Raw genomic sequence first — 17,353 nt, 5'->3', positions numbered from 1 at the left:
ACCTCGCTAATTTTCCTTGCGCGATAAGATTACTAGATGACGATCACCTTCCAACTCAGGAACAGCCAAAGATATGATCTCTGTCACACTGCACCATTCAGGAAGCTGATCCATTTCATCTTTAGGGTGCTGTCCTTTCAGCGCTAGAAACACCCCGTGCTCTTGTTTCGGCAAATGGTGGCACCATTCCACCATGTCTGTCATTGAAGCAAAAGCTCGACTCAAAACGCCATCAAATTTTTCTTCAGGTTGGAATTCTTCGACGCGACTTTGAATTGGTGTCACGTTTTTCAGCCCTAATGTGTGCACGACTTGCTTGATAAAACGAATGCGTTTGCCAAGACTGTCGAGCAAAAAGAAGGTTTTCTCAGGGTTCATTATTGCCAAAGGGATGCCCGGTAACCCCGGACCAGTACCAACATCAATGAAGCGCTCACCGGGCAGGTGTGCGCTTACAACGATACTATCAAGAATATGTTTCACTAACATATCAAGCGGATCACGTACCGATGTTAAATTGTACGCTTTGTTCCATTTGTCGAGCAGTTCGACATAACCAACTAACTGCTCTCGTTGCTGTTCTGACACTTCCAAATCGGTTTTCGCGATCAGTGAATCCAGCTTTGTTCGCAATGCGCTCATTATTCTTCCTCACCTTTCTTCAGCAAACCATGCTTTTTCAAGTGAACAAGTAGAATAGAAATTGCAGCAGGCGTAATACCAGAAATGCGTGATGCAATACCGATGCTCTCTGGTTTGGCCTCGCTCAGTTTAGCAACGACTTCGTTTGATAAACCTTTTACATCGCGGTAATCCAAATCAGCAGGTAACTTGGTATTTTCGTGACGCAGTGATTTTTCGATCTCTTCCTGCTGACGCTTGATGTAACCATCGTATTTCACTTGAATTTCAACTTGCTCAGCCGCTTGCTGATCTTCAAGTGCAGGAGCAAACGCTTCAAGTTGCGTCAGTTGCGAATAAGTGATCTCTGGACGACGCAGAAGATCCTCACCACTCGCTTCACGGGCCATTGGGGTTTTCAGCAGCTTGTTCAGCTCATCAACACCCTCTGACTTCGGATTCATCCACGTTGCTTTCAAACGCTGACGCTCCGTTTCCATATTGTTGATTTTCTCGTTAAAGCGAGCCCAACGAACATCATCAATCAAGCCTAGCTCGCGCGCTTTTTCCGTTAAACGTAAATCGGCGTTATCTTCACGAAGTAGCAGGCGGTATTCCGCACGAGAAGTGAACATTCGGTACGGCTCTTTGGTACCCATGGTCGATAAGTCATCAATCAACACGCCCATGTAAGCTTGGTCACGACGTGGGCTCCAGCCTTCTTTGTCTTGGCTAAACAAGCTTGCGTTTAGACCGGCCATCAAGCCTTGCGCTGCGGCTTCTTCGTAGCCAGTCGTACCATTAATCTGGCCAGCAAAGAACAAACCATGGATGAACTTCGTCTCGTACGTTTGCTTCAAATCACGTGGATCGAAGAAATCGTATTCAATCGCATAACCTGGGCGAACGATGTGTGCATTTTCAAACCCTTTCATTGAGCGCACGATTTGTACTTGCACATCAAATGGCAAGCTGGTCGAGATACCATTAGGGTATAACTCGTGCGTGGTTAGGCCTTCTGGCTCAATGAAGATTTGGTGGCTGTTTTTGTCAGCGAAACGCATCACTTTGTCTTCAATAGACGGACAGTAACGCGGACCAATACCTTCAATCACACCTGCGTACATTGGACTGCGATCCAAGTTACTACGGATCACATCGTGAGTTTGTTCATTGGTGTGGGTGATGAAACATGGAATCTGACGCGGATGCTGTTCACGTTTGCCCATGAACGAGAATACAGGCGTTGGGTTATCACCGTGCTGAGCTTCTAGCACTGAAAAATCAACAGTACGAGCATCAATGCGCGGTGGAGTACCTGTTTTTAAACGATCCACACGGAACGGCAGTTCACGCAGTCGATCCGCTAATGCGATCGATGGTGGATCCCCGGCACGACCACCAGACGAGCTTTCCATACCTATGTGGATCTTACCACCAAGGAAGGTACCCACGGTTAGCACAACGGCTTTCGCATGGAAGCGAAGTCCCATTTGAGTTACCACACCAACTGCGCGATCTTGTTCAACAATCAGATCATCAACTGATTGCTGGAACAACGTTAAGTTAGGCGCATTTTCTAATGCATTACGAACGTACGCTTTGTACAGAGCGCGATCGGCTTGAGCTCGAGTTGCTCGTACTGCAGGACCTTTGGAGGCATTTAGTGTACGAAACTGAATACCTGCATGGTCGATGGCTTCAGCCATCAAACCGCCCATAGCATCTACTTCTTTTACTAAGTGACCTTTACCAATACCACCGATCGCCGGATTACAAGACATCTGGCCTAATGTATCGATGTTATGGGTAAGGAGAAGCGTTTTTTGTCCTGTGCGTGCAGATGCGAGCGCGGCTTCCGTTCCTGCGTGTCCGCCACCGACAACAATGACGTCAAAGTTTTCGTGATAAAGCATGAACTGACCTCAGGTATTCAAAGGGATTTAATGGACAGATAAAGGAGCCGTATTTTACCTGCTTTATGCCAGAGAGAAAAACGTTTTCTCGTTTTATCCGTTTTAAGCTTCAAGATAAATATATATAAGATCTATATATATGATCTTTTATTAGATCTACTATTAGGATCGACCATTTCTGTGGATAACCTAAAAATGATCAACAAGATCATGGATCTTCTTTGGATCATATCTTGTGATCATGATTGGATCAGATCGAGGATTACCTGGGATCAAAAGTGGTGGTTATACACAGGGGGTAAAATTGATCAAAGTTGTTATTGGGATAACTAAAGGAAAATCACTGGATCTTATTGTAGTTATCCACAGTCTGTTTGGTTGGTTTTTGAGCGGTTAAACAAAATAATTTGGTGGGAGTTATTCACATGGGAGAAAACAGAGCCGAATTTCGACTCTGTTGAAGGGAAAGTCGTGAGTTTAAAAACGTTCGATATTCTCTTTTAACCACATTTCTGCGGCGTCTTCTGGCACATCATGGCTCAGTACATCGATTTTAAAGCAATCTGCGAGAGGGGTTGCACCAATATCCTCTAATAAATCATAAGCGTGTTGACCAGCGGCACAGAACGTATCGTAGCTAGAGTCACCAATCGCAATCACCGCAAATTTTACATCAGTCATTTTTGGCGGTGTATTTTGTAATGCTGCGATAAAAGGTTGGATATTATCAGGATACTCACCAGCTCCATGTGTAGAGGTGATCACCAACCACGTACCTTGATTTTCGATATCACTGAGGGAAGGCTGGTTGTGGATCGTTGTTTCAAATCCATTCTCGTTGAGTAGATCACTCAGGTGATCCCCTACGTATTCTGCGCCACCTAACGTGCTGCCTGTAATAATGTGGATCATACTTCTTCCTTATTGAATGCGACGGCTAAAGCTCATGGATGGCTTGCCGTACAAAAAGAAACGCGGTGTGAGTTAAGCTCAGCACCGCGCGTTCGATTATTTACTTCCCGATACAGAATGAAGAGAAGATTCGTCCCAGTAAGTCGTCAGAACTGAACTCACCGGTAATCTCATTGAGATGTTGTTGGGTGATGCGTAGCTCTTCAGCCAATATTTCACCTGCCATATAGCCTTCAAGCTGCTCCTGGCCTATTTGAAGGTGCTGTGCGGCACGTTCTAATGCATCGAGATGACGACGACGAGCCATAAACCCACCTTCACTGTTGCCAGAGAAGCCCATACACTCCTTGAGATGATCGCGCAGAGCTTCAACCCCTGCACCAGTCTTCGCTGACAAACGGATAAGAGTAGGGTTATTGACGTGGCAGATCCCCATATCTTCACCCGTTTGATCCGCTTTATTACGGATCACAGTTATGCCAATGTTGTCTGGTAGGCGATCCACAAAATCTGGCCAGATATCTTTCGGATCGGTGGCATCGGTTGTCGTGCCATCCACCATGAACAACACGCGGTCTGCTTGGGCTATTTCATCCCACGCGCGTTCGATACCGATTTTCTCTACTTCATCGGAAGCATCACGCAAACCTGCAGTATCGATGATGTGCAGAGGCATGCCATCAATATGGATATGCTCACGCAGTACATCACGCGTAGTTCCTGCGATGTCGGTTACGATTGCAGACTCTTTACCCGATAGCGCGTTCAGCAGGCTTGATTTGCCCGCATTTGGACGACCCGCAATCACGACTTTCATCCCTTCACGCATAATAGCGCCTTGGTTAGCTTCTTTGCGCACCGCATCTAGGTTGTCGATGATGGCTTGTAGGTCACCAGCCACTTTACCGTCGGCCAAAAAGTCGATCTCTTCTTCAGGGAAGTCGATGGCTGCTTCAACATAGATACGCAAATGAATCAGCGACTCAACTAAGGTATTAATGCGGCCTGAAAATGCGCCCTGTAAGGATTGCAGCGCCGATTTTGCTGCTTCTTCAGAACTGGCATCAATGAGGTCTGCAATCGCTTCGGCTTGAGCTAAGTCGAGTTTATCGTTCAGAAATGCGCGTTCAGAGAACTCACCAGGGCGAGCAGCTCGAATACCATCTATACCTAGAATGCGTTTTATCAGCATATCCATCACGACAGGGCCGCCATGGCCTTGCAGCTCAAGTACGTCTTCACCTGTAAATGAGTGTGGGTTAGGGAAGTACAGTGCGATGCCCTGATCAAGCACAGTGCCATCTTCTGACTTAAACGGCAGGTACTCTGCGTAGCGGGGCTTTAGTGTTTTGCCAGTGACTTCTAACGCCACTTGGTTGGCTTTAGGGCCAGAAACTCGAATAATACCGACACCGCCACGACCAGGCGCGGTCGCTTGAGCGACAATCGTATCTGTAGTCATAATTTTGCCTTTTGAGCTGGGCTATAGGGAAGATACCTAGGGAGCCATCACAATTAATTAGCTGAATTGTAATCAGCCAAAAACAAAAAGGCGACCTTTTGGCCGCCTTTCTCAATCATTTCCTAAAAGGTTACTTGCTGTGTAAGCCTTTTTTCTCTAATCCTTTGTAGATCAGAGTTTGCTGGATAAGCGTTACGATGTTCGACACCAACCAGTACAGAACGAGACCTGATGGGAAGAACAAGAAGAAGAAGGTAAACATAACCGGCATAAAGGTCATGATCTTCTGCTGCATTGGATCCGTTACCGTTGTCGGGCTCATCTTCTGGATTAGGAACATAGACGCACCCATCAATAGCGGCAGGATGTAGTAAGGGTCCTGTGCTGAAAGGTCATGAATCCAACCGAAGAATGGAGAGTGACGTAGCTCTACCGATTCCATTAGTGCCCAGTAAAGCGCGATGAAAATAGGCATCTGTAGGATAAGAGGTAAACAGCCACCTAGTGGGTTCACTTTCTCTTTCTTGTACAGTTCCATCATTTCTTGGCTCATGCGCTGACGGTCATCACCGATACGCTCACGCATTGCTTGCAGCTTAGGCTGTAGCATGCGCATTTTCGCCATAGACGTGTATTGCGCTTTTGTTAGTGGGTACATTGCACCACGAACGATGAAGGTCAGACAGATGATTGCCACACCCCAGTTACCAACAAAGCTCTGGATGAATGAAAGCAACATATGAAGAGGCTTCGCAATGAACCATAACCAGCCGTAGTCCACTACTAGGTCTAGGTTAGGTGCCACTTCTGCCATTTCATCTTGCAGTTTTGGACCAACCCAAAGTGTTGCTTCAAACTTAGCCTGATCGCCTGTTGCGATAGTTTTGTTCGGCATACGAACGCCGATGTCGCCTAGGTTGCCAATTACACGAGTGTATAGGTTAGTACCTGGTTCGTTACGTGGGATCCAAGCTGCGGCAAAGTAGTGCTGAATCATTGCTGCCCAACCTTGGCCATCGGCTAGGTTAAGAGACAGGTTGCGATCCTGCATATCATCAAAGCTGTACTTCTTGTAACGCGTATCTTCTGTTGAGTATGCGCCACCACGGTAAGTAGGCATTGTGATGCTACCACCATCGTCCATTAGGTTTTGACGTAGGTGAGCGTACATACCAAATGTTGCGTTGTTGCCTGAGTTGTTCACTACATCGTATTCAACATTAAGCGCGTAGCTGCCGCGTTTAAAGATGTAAGTTTTGGTGTATTCGATGCCGTTTGCAGTGAATGTCATCGGAACGCGAAGTTCATCTTGACCGTCAGCCATTGTGAAGCTGTCTGCACTTACGTTGTAGTGAGGGCGATTTGTGCTGCTCAAGTCGATACCTTGAGGACCCACTAGACCGCTTTGAGCGATAAATTGGTGACCTTGAGCGTCTTTAAGCAGAACAAAGGAATCTGATGAATCTAACTCAGCAGAGTATTCGTTAAGGTTGGCATGTACCACATCGCCACCAACGGTGTCGATCGACAGAGTTAAAACATCAGTCGTTACTGTGATAGTTTTTGCAGAAGCTTGCTGTTGACCAGGAACTGGGTCAAGTTCATCAGCAAAAGATGGTGCAGGTAGAGTGCTGCTTGATTGAGCCTGTTCAACTGCTTGAGGTTCTGGATTCTTTGCAACTTGCCATTGTTGAAACAGCAAAAAAGAAACCAGGGCCAAACCGATGAGCAGGATATTACGTTGAGAATCCATCGTTAGTTATCTCTGTCTTGTTTTTGGACTGGTGGAACGGGGTCATACCCCCCTTCATTCAAAGGGTGGCATTTTAATAGACGTTTGCCTGATAACCAACATCCTTTTACAAAACCGTGAGCTCTCAAAGCTTCTAGCGCGTAAGTGGAACAGGTTGGTGTGAACCGGCAACGAGGACCAATCAAAGGGCTGATAAACCAGCGATACAGATAAACGAGCCCAATGGCTATCCACGTGAAGGGCGAGACAGGCGTTGCCATAGCTTATCAAACAACTTAAAAATTTCCTCATTGCTTAAATCTTGCGCGCTTTTCTTCGCAATCACAACAAAATCTTTGTTTGGAAGCTGATGTTGATTGTTACGAAAGCTTTCACGAGCCAAACGCTTAAATCGGTTACGACCGACAGCCGTTTTGATTTGCTTTTTGGGAACCGCTAAACCTAATCGTGGGTGAGAAAGTTTGTTATTGCGAGCAATGATGGTGAAATGAGGCGAGCCAGCTCGATGAGCTTGCTGGAAGACGTTTTGATAATGCTCGGGAGTTAACAAACGTAACTCCCGATTAAACGCGTACGTGTTCAAAATAAACTAGCGATTATTTTGATAGGCGCGCACGGCCTTTTGCACGACGTGCGTTGATAACTTTACGACCGTTCTTAGTTGCCATGCGAGCACGGAAGCCGTGAGTACGCTTGCGCTTTAGAACTGTAGGTTGAAAAGTGCGTTTCATGATAATTACCTTTACTGATCAGTAGTTTTAGGTTCTTGTTAAACCCGGCGTGGGTATTTGCTTTCTTATATAAAGAAGCTCTTTATATAGAGAAGGACAACCGACGCCTCTCAACAAAGAGGCGGAATTGTAATCACACTCACATAATGTGTCAATGACTCAATGAGTACGAAATTCCGGCCGGGCGATTATACGTAGTGTGAGTAAAATCTCAAGGATCAATCGATCCTGATGCTTGATCGTTACTCTATTCCTACTTGGTTAAGGAATTTTTTCAAACGAGGATCTTGTGGATTATCGAAGATATCCTGTGGAGAACCTTGCTCAACGATATTGCCTTCCGCCATGAAGATCACTCTATCAGCTACTTCTTTCGCGAATTGCATCTCGTGCGTCACCACCAGCATGGTTTGATGCTGATTAGCTAACTTCTTCATTAATGAGAGAACTTCACCGACCCATTCAGGATCCAGCGCAGAAGTTGGTTCGTCAAACAACAGCAGTTCTGGTTGCAGCGCCATCGCTCGGCCGATACCCACACGTTGTTGTTGGCCGCCAGATAATGCCGCTGGATAACTATCGCCTTTATCCCCAAGGCCGATGTCATCCAGAATTTGTTGCGCTCGTTTGAGAGCATCGGCTTTTTTCCAACCTCGAACGGTCACTAGACCTTCGGCAATGTTCTGGCGCGCATTCATGTGGGCAAACAAGGCATAGTTTTGGAACACAAAGCCAGTTCGACGACGCAGCGCTAATACTTCGGCTTTAGTGTGTTTTTGAGTATCAACGGAGATGTCATCTATCGTGATACGACCTTCATCTGCCTGCTCTAGAAAGTTCACCGTACGCAGCAAGGTTGATTTACCCGTTCCACTTGAGCCGATAATCACGATGATCTCACCTTGCTTAATATCGAGGTCGATGCCTTTCAGCACTTCAGTCTCGCCAAAACGTTTGTGAATATTTTCTAACTTAATCATCGTACGTACGCCTTATTCAGTTTTGCTTCTGCCCAGATTTGTACGCGAGTCAGAATTACCACCACGCCCCAGTAAATAAGAGCAACCGCAAGGAAAGCTTCAAAGAAACGGAAACTTGATGAGGCTTCCATCTGTGCTTTCGCCATGATTTCGGCCACACCAAGCGTGAAAGCGAGAGACGTTGACTTGATCATATCGATGAAATAGTTCATCAATGAAGGCAGTGCGACACGCGTTGCTTGAGGTAAAATCACTCGGCGCATTGCTTGGGATGTCGTCATACCGACCGATAAGCTCGCTTCCATTTGGCTGCGATCAATGCCAATAATGGCGGCACGAATACTTTCCGCCATATAAGCGGCAAAGTGCAGCGTTAAACCGATCACCGCTGCTGAAAAGGCGTCGATACCGACCATCAATGGAAAAATTTGCGGTAAGCCGTAGTAAAGCAGGAAAAGCTGAACCAACAGTGGGGTGCCACGGAAGAAGCTGATGTACAGTTGGCTTAATTGATCCAGAACTGGCAGTTTAAATACGCGAATATTGGCTAAAATGACGGATAAAATCAGCGAAAACACCAATCCCCATGTCGCCATTTCCATGGTTGTGCCAAGATATTTCAGCAATATCGGCAGCAGTTCCAACATGTAATTAAAGTCAAATCCCATACGGCTTACCTAAAGGCTAGAGAAAAGAAAAGGTGGAAAACAAGTTCCACCTTTACGTAAGTTTATTTTAGTCCGAGAGTGATACCACTTTGCGGCCTAAAGTACAAAGAGTTCTTATTTCGTGATGTCAGCGCCAAACCACTTCACGGAAATTTTCTCTACTGTACCATCTGCGCGCATCTCAGCCAGTGCTTTGTTTACTTCTTCTTGCAGCTTACGACCTTTCTCGTTGTCAACGAAAGGCCATGCGTTTTGAATGGTCTCAAACGGTTCACCTGCCAATTCCAGAGGAAGGCCAGTTTTCTTAATCAGCTCTAACGCAGAAAGACGATCCATTACAAACGCGTCTGCACGACCGAGCGCCACGTCATGTTCGATACCTGTGTCGTACGTTTTAATGTTGATCTTGCCGTCTTTGTCGTATTGACGCAGTAGTTGCTCAAAGTTAGAGCCTAGGTTGACCGCAACGGTTTTGCCCGCAAGATCGTCAACACCTTTGATGCTGTCGTTGCCTTTACGCACGGTAATTTGTGCGCCATCTACAACGTAAGGGTCAGCAAATAGGTATTTAGCTTTACGCTCATCAGTCATGGTGATTTGGTTGGAGATCGTATCGATACGACCAGTTTCTAAAAGACCAAATAAACCAGAGAAGTTGGCTGTTACGTATTCGATTTTGTAATCGTTACGTTTACCGATTTCATCCCACATGTCGACTTCAAAGCCTTGTAGCTTGTCTTGCTTTACAAAAGTAAACGGGAAGTAGCGACCTGACATACCAACTTTGACTTCAGTAGCGGCTTGTACGGTTGCTGCCGACAGTGCAATGGCTGCAACGGCAACCTTAATCCAGTTTTTCATAATACATCTCCATAATTTTATGGTTGGAAATACTACTGTTAGTTAGCTCAATTAAATAAATAACCAAGAGCAATAACCTAGACCTGTGAGTTATTAGATAATAGAAGAAGAATGTTAAATGTGACGAAAATGCGAACTGAACCTAGCGAAATGATCGACAAAATCAGCATTGGGAATAAAATAATACACAGACTTATCACCAATCGCTCGATCTTGTGAATTTTGCCCAATTGTGGATCGTTGTGTGGGCAAATTTGGGGCAAGGTGTGTTGATCTCATCAAGTTTGCAGAAATAATTGTGAATAACTTGGATCTTATTCACTGGAACGTCGATCAATCGCTGGCGATCTTGGTTATCAACAGGTAAAATTGCCAGTCTTTTCCGATAATTCAATTACTCAGTGGGGGCACCGTGTCATCTTCGCTTTGGCTGCAATGTTTGCAGCAGCTTCAAGAAGAGCTACCAGCTACAGAATTCAGCATGTGGGTTCGTCCGCTACAAGCGGAGCTCAATGACAATACTCTCACTCTATTCGCGCCAAACCGCTTTGTGTTGGACTGGGTGCGTGATAAGTATCTGAACAATATTACTCGCTTACTGCAGGAATACTGCGGTGGCGATATTCCTAACTTACGTTTTGAAGTGGGGAGCCGACCTGTCTCTGCTCCAAAACCAGCGCCGACACGTACGCCTGCAGATGTGGCTGCCGAGTCATCTGCACCTGCGCAATTACAGGCGCGTAAGCCAGTACACAAAACCTGGGATGACGACGCTCAAGCGATTGCGGCTATCAATCACCGCTCAAACATGAACCCAAAACACAAGTTCGACAACTTTGTTGAAGGTAAGTCGAACCAACTGGGTTTGGCTGCGGCGCGTCAGGTATCGGATAACCCAGGTGCAGCTTACAACCCACTATTCCTATACGGCGGCACGGGTTTGGGTAAAACCCACTTATTGCATGCGGTGGGTAACGCGATTGTGGATAACAACCCGAACGCAAAAGTGGTCTACATGCACTCAGAACGTTTTGTGCAAGACATGGTGAAAGCGCTTCAAAACAATGCGATTGAAGAATTCAAACGCTACTACCGCAGTGTGGATGCACTCCTTATCGATGACATCCAATTCTTTGCTAATAAAGAACGTTCACAAGAAGAATTCTTCCATACCTTCAACGCACTATTGGAAGGTAATCAGCAGATCATTCTAACGTCTGACCGTTATCCTAAAGAAATTAATGGCGTTGAAGATCGTCTTAAATCTCGCTTTGGTTGGGGTCTTACTGTTGCGATCGAGCCGCCTGAGCTTGAAACGCGTGTGGCGATCTTGATGAAAAAAGCCGAAGATCACCAAATCCACCTTGCTGATGAAGTGGCATTCTTCATTGCCAAGCGTCTGCGTTCGAACGTTCGTGAGCTCGAAGGTGCACTGAACCGTGTTATCGCGAACGCGAACTTTACTGGTCGTCCAATTACGATTGATTTTGTTCGTGAAGCGCTGCGCGATCTGCTTGCTCTACAAGAGAAGCTGGTGACGATCGATAACATTCAAAAGACAGTGGCGGAATACTACAAGATTAAAGTAGCGGACTTGCTGTCTAAGCGTCGTTCTCGTTCTGTTGCGCGTCCTCGTCAGCTGGCCATGGCGTTAGCAAAAGAACTAACCAACCATAGCTTGCCTGAAATTGGCGATGCGTTTGGGGGCCGCGATCATACGACCGTACTTCATGCTTGTCGCAAGATTGAGCAGCTGCGTGAAGAGAGCCACGACATTAAAGAAGATTACTCTAACTTGATTCGCACCCTGTCTTCGTAATCGGTTAGAATAACGGTATTCTAAGCAAATCATTTATTGAGCTGACAGCGTAAAGAGCCAAGCATGAAATTTACCATTGAACGTAGTCATTTAATCAAACCGCTACAGCAGGTTTCGGGCGCTTTAGGTGGCCGACCAACTCTGCCAATCTTGGGTAACCTACTTCTTAAAGTAGAAGAGAACGTATTGTCGATGACGGCAACCGATCTTGAAGTAGAGTTAGTAAGCAAAGTGACGCTAGAAGGTGATTTTGAAGCGGGCAGCATTACCGTTCCTTCGCGTAAGTTTCTCGATATCTGCCGTGGTTTACCGGACGATGCGATCATCACATTTGTATTAGAAGGTGATCGCGTACAAGTTCGCTCTGGTCGCAGCCGTTTCTCATTGGCAACGCTTCCTGCGAACGATTTCCCTAATATTGAAGACTGGCAAAGCGAAGTGGAAGTATCACTGAGCCAAGCCGATCTACGTACGCTGATCGACAAAACTCAGTTCTCGATGGCGAATCAAGACGTTCGTTACTACCTCAACGGCATGTTGTTTGAAATTGACGGCACCACGTTACGCAGCGTGGCGACGGACGGCCACCGTATGGCGGTATCGCAAACTCAGCTAGGTGCGGACTTTGCGCAGAAGCAAATCATCGTGCCACGCAAAGGTGTGCAAGAATTAGTAAAGTTGATGGATGCGCCAGAGCAGCCTGTAGTACTTCAGATCGGTAGCTCCAATGTTCGTGCTGAGGTGAATAACTTTACTTTTACCTCTAAGTTGGTTGATGGTCGTTTCCCTGACTACCGCCGTGTATTGCCTCAGAGCACCAATAAGACACTAATAGCAAGTTGTGACGAGTTGCGCCAAGCCTTCTCTCGCGCTGCTATTCTTTCCAACGAAAAATTCCGTGGCGTGCGTGTGAATCTGGCTGATACTGAAATGCGCATAACCGCGAATAACCCAGAACAAGAAGAAGCGGAAGAGATGCTTGATGTAACCTTTGAAGGTGACGCCATCGAAATCGGCTTTAACGTAAGCTATGTACTTGATGTCCTGAACACGTTGCGTTGTGAAAATGTACGTGTGTCGATGTCGGATGCTAACGCTAGCGCGTTGATTGAAAATGCCGACGATGACAGTGCCATGTACGTGGTGATGCCAATTCGTCTATAAGCCAACTGAATGCCTCTTTCTCGTCTCATCATTCAGCAGTTTCGAAACATTAAAGCCTGTGATATTGAGTTATCAGCAGGCTTTAACTTTCTTATCGGGCCGAACGGCAGCGGTAAAACCAGTGTCTTAGAAGCGGTTTATCTGCTCGGGCATGGCCGCTCATTCAAGAGCTCTCTCACCGGACGAGTGATACAAAATGAGTGTGACGAACTGTTTGTTCATGGTCGTTTTTTGAACTCGGATCAATTTGAGCTACCTATCGGCATTAATAAGCAGCGTGATGGCTCAACAGAGGTTAAAATAGGCGGTCAATCTGGACAAAAATTAGCGCAGCTGGCACAAGTTCTGCCTCTGCAGTTGATACACCCAGAAGGGTTTGATTTACTGACAGATGGCCCTAAACATCGTCGTGCGTTTATTGATTGGGGCGTGTTTCATACCGAGCCCGCTTTTTATCAAGCATGGGGAAGGTTCAAGCGCCTGAACAAGCAGCGCAACGCGTTGTTGAAAACCGCCAATAGTTATCGTGAGCTCAGTTATTGGGATCAGGAAATGGCAGGATTGGCTGAAAACATCAGCCAATGGCGAGCAAGTTACATCGAGCAGATGAAAACTGTCGCAGAAACTATCTGTCAGACATTTTTGCCAGAATTTGAGATCCAATTGAAGTATTATCGTGGCTGGGATAAAGACACTCCATACCACGAGATACTAGAAAAGAATTTTGAGCGTGATCAGGCATTGGGATACACCTTTAGTGGCCCAAACAAAGCTGATTTGCGCATTAAAGTGAACGGAACGCCCGTTGAAGATGTTCTGTCACGCGGTCAATTAAAACTCATGGTGTGTGCATTGCGTGTAGCGCAAGGGCAACACCTGACAGAGATGGCCGGTAAACAATGCATTTACCTAATTGATGACTTCGCGTCGGAATTAGATAGCCAACGTCGCAAGCGTCTTGCTGACTGCTTAAAAGAGACGGGCGCACAAGTATTTGTAAGCTCTATCACTGAAAGCCAAATCGCCGATATGTTGGACGATAACGGTAAATTGTTTCATGTGGAACATGGCAGGATAGAGTCAAACTAGAAGAGAGAAACTCATGTCTGAAAATTACGATTCATCGAGTATTAAGGTACTGAAGGGTCTGGATGCGGTACGTAAGCGTCCAGGAATGTACATCGGCGATACGGACGACGGCACCGGCCTTCACCACATGGTTTTCGAGGTGGTGGATAACTCAATTGATGAAGCGTTGGCAGGTCACTGTAAAGACATCGTTGTGACAATTCATGAGGATAACTCGGTTTCCGTTAGCGATGATGGTCGTGGCATTCCAACAGAAATCCACTCAGAGGAAAATGTCTCTGCAGCAGAAGTAATCATGACGGTTCTTCACGCGGGTGGTAAGTTCGACGATAACTCATACAAAGTATCGGGTGGTCTTCACGGGGTAGGTGTTTCAGTAGTAAACGCACTATCAGAGAAAGTTGAGCTAACGATTCATCGTGGTGGCCATATCCATACGCAAACCTACCGCCATGGTGAGCCTCAAGCGCCACTAGCCGTTGTGGGTGATACGGATAAAACCGGTACACAAATTCGTTTCTGGCCAAGTGCCGAGACGTTCTCTAACACAGAGTTCCACTATGACATTCTGGCGAAACGCCTGCGTGAACTGTCATTCCTGAACTCTGGTGTGTCGATCAAATTGGTTGATGAACGTGAAGCGGACAAACATGATCACTTCATGTATGAAGGTGGTATTCAAGCGTTCGTTGATCACCTAAACACCAACAAAACGCCAATCATCGAAAAAATCTTCCACTTTAACTCTGAGCGTGAAGACGGCATTTCAGTTGAAGTGGCGATGCAATGGAACGATGGTTTCCAAGAGAACATCTTCTGCTTTACCAACAATATCCCACAGCGTGATGGTGGTACTCACCTTGCTGGTTTCCGTGCTGCGCTAACACGTACATTGAACAGCTTTATGGATAAAGAAGGTTTCTCGAAGAAAGCGAAAACAGCGACTTCAGGCGACGATGCGCGTGAAGGCCTAACTGCGGTTGTTTCGGTGAAAGTGCCTGATCCTAAGTTCTCAAGCCAAACAAAAGACAAACTAGTTTCTTCTGAAGTGAAATCAGCTGTTGAGTCTGCAATGGGTGAAAAACTGTCTGAGTTCCTGATTGAGAACCCGACAGAAGCGAAGATGGTTTGTTCGAAAATCATCGATGCAGCACGTGCACGTGAAGCTGCGCGTAAAGCTCGTGAAATGACGCGCCGTAAAGGTGCACTAGACCTAGCTGGTCTTCCAGGTAAACTTGCAGACTGTCAGGAAAAAGATCCGGCACTCTCTGAACTATACATAGTGGAGGGTGATTCGGCAGGCGGCTCCGCAAAACAAGGCCGTAACCGCAAGAACCAAGCAATCCTACCGCTAAAAGGTAAGATTCTTAACGTAGAAAAAGCACGTTTCGACAAGATGCTATCTTCTCAAGAAGTAGCAACACTGATCACCGCACTAGGTTGTGGTATCGGTCGTGACGAGTACAACCCGGACAAGCTTCGTTACCACAACATCATCATCATGACCGATGCCGATGTCGATGGTTCGCACATCCGTACGCTACTGTTGACCTTCTTCTACCGTCAAATGCCAGAGCTTATCGAGCGTGGCTATGTGTACATCGCTCAGCCACCACTATACAAAGTGAAAAAAGGCAAACAAGAGCAGTACATCAAAGATGAAGAAGCGATGAACCAATACCAAGTATCATTGGCTCTGGACAATGCATCGCTACACGTAAACGCAGAAGCACCTGCACTGGCAGGTGAAGCACTAGAGAAGCTTGTTCAACAGTACAATGCGGGTATTAAACTGGCGGAACGTATGAGCCGTCGCTACCCAAGTGCTTTGGTAAACGAGTTGATTTACACTCCTCGCCTAACGCCAGAGCAATGCCATGACGCATCAGTTGTGGAAGCTTGGACGAAGCAGCTTATTGAACAGCTGAATGCGAAAGAAGTGGGTGCAAGTCAGTACAGCTACGAAGTTGAGCAGCACGAAGAGCTAGGCTTAAACTTGCCTAAGATTGTGGTTCGTACTCACGGCGTGACGCACGGACATGCAATTAGCATCGACTTCCTAAACTCGAAAGAGTACGGCAAGTTGGCCGATCTATCAGAAGCACTTGATGGACTTCTGGAAGAAGGCGCGTACATCAAACGTGGTGAGCGTACTATGCCAGTGGCAAACTTTGCAGAAGCGCTTGACTGGTTAGTGAAAGAGTCAATGCGTGGATTAAGCCGTCAGCGCTACAAAGGTCTAGGTGAGATGAACCCAGACCAACTTTGGGAAACCACCATGGACCCAGAAACACGTCGTATGATGCAGGTAACGATTGAAGATGCGGTAGGCGCAGATCAACTGTTCACGACGCTAATGGGTGACCAAGTAGAGCCTCGTCGTAACTTCATCGAAGAGAACGCACTGAAAGTAGCGAACCTAGACGTATAACGACACTGTTCGTGATAGTAAAAAGCAGCGAGAAATCGCTGCTTTTTTTGTTTTACCACCAGCTAAAATCGCCACTTTCTGCTAAAGCGGATGTTTTTCTGGTACTAACTGCCAACAACGCGATCAAGCCTGCCATTTTATATCTGTTTTCTTTTTTTCTCGCCATTTTGTTCGCTTGAGCGCTTTTGCTTTCTTTTTTCTGCTCGCTATAGTGCTGAAGAGCTGTTGATTAAGGAGACTAAGAAAATGGTGATGACTTTCCTGAACTAAGCCGGAAGTGATGCACTTCCGGTTCAATGCACTGAATTTATTTGTAAGACAAGGCATTAAGAAGGAAATAATCATGTTTGAACGCTGGTTCTCGGCGTACTGCTTGGCGCTGCGAACTTGGTGGTTAACCAGTCGCTTTTTAACCTATCAATCACCACTAAGGTTGTTATCGCTATTTGAAACCTGCGAGCAACAAGCCCATTGCCGTAACCGAGCTCGTATTGCGGTTGGGGACACGGTTCGCTTAGTGGATGTTGAACGCGCCTATCAATATCGCATGACATTGGTCAGCTCGCGTAAGGGGCAACCCATGACAGGTATGCTCGCGGTCGATTCTTATTTGGGGTCTCGACTGTTAGGTCGAGCTAAAAATGATGCGCTCGAAGTGGAAATTTTTAATCAGCGACGCTGCTTTGTGATTACTGAAATTGTTCATCAATCGCAGCCACCAGCTCAGAAAATGCTGTGTGGTTGTCTGTTGTGCCAATAAATAGAGGTGAAGTCATGAGTAAGAAAGAAAAGAAACAACCGCAGTTGAGTCTAAAAGAAAAGCGCAAACTAAAGCAGGAAAAGGCGGCAGAAAAGGGCGTTGTAAAAGCGCGTAAATCCTCCCGCAAGTAAAGTGTAGATTGAGCCCTCCAGAACGGCGGGCTTTTTATCACTGATCGCGAAGTGA

16 protein-coding genes are annotated in these 17,353 nt (G+C 46.3%); 5 read left to right on the top strand and 11 right to left on the bottom strand.

The window, feature by feature from the left end:
• Positions 1-6: 6 nt before the first annotated feature.
• From rsmG to R7127_RS17160, 11 genes are all read right to left on the bottom strand, one after another.
• Complete coding sequence (rsmG, locus tag R7127_RS17210; RefSeq protein ID WP_005378902.1) at positions 7-642, bottom strand: 16S rRNA (guanine(527)-N(7))-methyltransferase RsmG; 636 nt, start codon at positions 640-642, stop codon at positions 7-9.
• Positions 642-2,537 carry a tRNA uridine-5-carboxymethylaminomethyl(34) synthesis enzyme MnmG gene (mnmG, locus tag R7127_RS17205; RefSeq protein WP_005378901.1) on the bottom strand — a complete coding sequence of 632 codons (1,896 nt, stop codon included), beginning with the start codon at positions 2,535-2,537 and terminating at the stop codon, positions 642-644. Before mnmG ends, rsmG begins: the two co-directional genes overlap by 1 nt.
• Positions 2,538-3,014: 477 nt before the next feature.
• Complete coding sequence (gene mioC, locus R7127_RS17200) at positions 3,015-3,449, bottom strand: FMN-binding protein MioC (protein WP_005378900.1); 435 nt, start codon at positions 3,447-3,449, stop codon at positions 3,015-3,017.
• A 100-nt stretch (positions 3,450-3,549) separates the two neighbouring features.
• Positions 3,550-4,911 (bottom strand): tRNA uridine-5-carboxymethylaminomethyl(34) synthesis GTPase MnmE, encoded by a 1,362-nt coding sequence (gene mnmE / locus R7127_RS17195; RefSeq protein WP_005383836.1) that lies wholly within the window; start codon positions 4,909-4,911, stop codon positions 3,550-3,552.
• A 130-nt stretch (positions 4,912-5,041) separates the two neighbouring features.
• Positions 5,042-6,664 (bottom strand): membrane protein insertase YidC, encoded by a 1,623-nt coding sequence (gene yidC, locus R7127_RS17190; RefSeq protein ID WP_005383834.1) that lies wholly within the window; start codon positions 6,662-6,664, stop codon positions 5,042-5,044.
• A 2-nt stretch (positions 6,665-6,666) separates the two neighbouring features.
• Positions 6,667-6,924, bottom strand: a complete 258-nt coding sequence (yidD, locus tag R7127_RS17185) for a membrane protein insertion efficiency factor YidD (RefSeq protein WP_005378822.1) — start codon at positions 6,922-6,924, stop codon at positions 6,667-6,669.
• Positions 6,891-7,214: a ribonuclease P protein component gene (gene rnpA, locus R7127_RS17180; RefSeq protein ID WP_005394102.1), complete on the bottom strand. Its 324-nt coding sequence runs from the start codon at positions 7,212-7,214 to the stop codon at positions 6,891-6,893. Before rnpA ends, yidD begins: the two co-directional genes overlap by 34 nt.
• 46 nt (positions 7,215-7,260) lie before the next feature.
• Positions 7,261-7,395, bottom strand: a complete 135-nt coding sequence (gene rpmH / locus R7127_RS17175) for a 50S ribosomal protein L34 (RefSeq protein ID WP_005378825.1) — start codon at positions 7,393-7,395, stop codon at positions 7,261-7,263.
• Between the two features lie 242 nt (positions 7,396-7,637).
• Complete coding sequence (locus R7127_RS17170; protein WP_005378827.1) at positions 7,638-8,375, bottom strand: amino acid ABC transporter ATP-binding protein; 738 nt, start codon at positions 8,373-8,375, stop codon at positions 7,638-7,640.
• On the bottom strand, positions 8,372-9,043 hold the full coding sequence (locus R7127_RS17165) for an amino acid ABC transporter permease (protein WP_005378829.1): 672 nt from the start codon (positions 9,041-9,043) through the stop codon (positions 8,372-8,374). The genes R7127_RS17170 and R7127_RS17165 overlap by 4 nt, the downstream gene beginning before the upstream one ends.
• A gap of 114 nt (positions 9,044-9,157) precedes the next feature.
• A complete protein-coding gene (locus R7127_RS17160) occupies positions 9,158-9,904 on the bottom strand; it encodes an amino acid ABC transporter substrate-binding protein (RefSeq protein ID WP_005378831.1) in 747 nt (248 codons plus the stop codon).
• Positions 9,905-10,316: 412 nt separating this feature from the next.
• Between R7127_RS17160 and dnaA the strand changes: the two genes are divergently transcribed.
• The 5 genes from dnaA (at position 10,317) to R7127_RS17135 (ending at position 17,167) form a co-directional block, all read left to right on the top strand.
• Positions 10,317-11,723: a chromosomal replication initiator protein DnaA gene (gene dnaA, locus R7127_RS17155; RefSeq protein ID WP_005378835.1), complete on the top strand. Its 1,407-nt coding sequence runs from the start codon at positions 10,317-10,319 to the stop codon at positions 11,721-11,723.
• A gap of 63 nt (positions 11,724-11,786) precedes the next feature.
• The gene (gene dnaN, locus R7127_RS17150; RefSeq protein ID WP_005394106.1) at positions 11,787-12,887 is read left to right on the top strand and encodes a DNA polymerase III subunit beta; all 1,101 of its coding nucleotides are present in this window, start codon (positions 11,787-11,789) and stop codon (positions 12,885-12,887) included.
• A 9-nt stretch (positions 12,888-12,896) separates the two neighbouring features.
• Positions 12,897-13,976 (top strand): DNA replication/repair protein RecF, encoded by a 1,080-nt coding sequence (recF, locus tag R7127_RS17145; protein WP_005378839.1) that lies wholly within the window; start codon positions 12,897-12,899, stop codon positions 13,974-13,976.
• 13 nt (positions 13,977-13,989) lie between these two features.
• A complete protein-coding gene (gene gyrB / locus R7127_RS17140; protein ID WP_104979886.1) occupies positions 13,990-16,407 on the top strand; it encodes a DNA topoisomerase (ATP-hydrolyzing) subunit B in 2,418 nt (805 codons plus the stop codon).
• A gap of 343 nt (positions 16,408-16,750) precedes the next feature.
• Positions 16,751-17,167 (top strand): GreA/GreB family elongation factor, encoded by a 417-nt coding sequence (locus R7127_RS17135; RefSeq protein ID WP_025768940.1) that lies wholly within the window; start codon positions 16,751-16,753, stop codon positions 17,165-17,167.
• Positions 17,168-17,353 lie beyond the last annotated feature (186 nt).

Source organism: Vibrio sp. 1159, assembly GCF_033340395.1.
Lineage (GTDB): Bacteria > Pseudomonadota > Gammaproteobacteria > Enterobacterales > Vibrionaceae > Vibrio > Vibrio alginolyticus.
The sequence above is the reverse complement of the archived record's forward strand: the minus strand, read 5'-3'. Positions and strand labels throughout refer to the sequence as shown.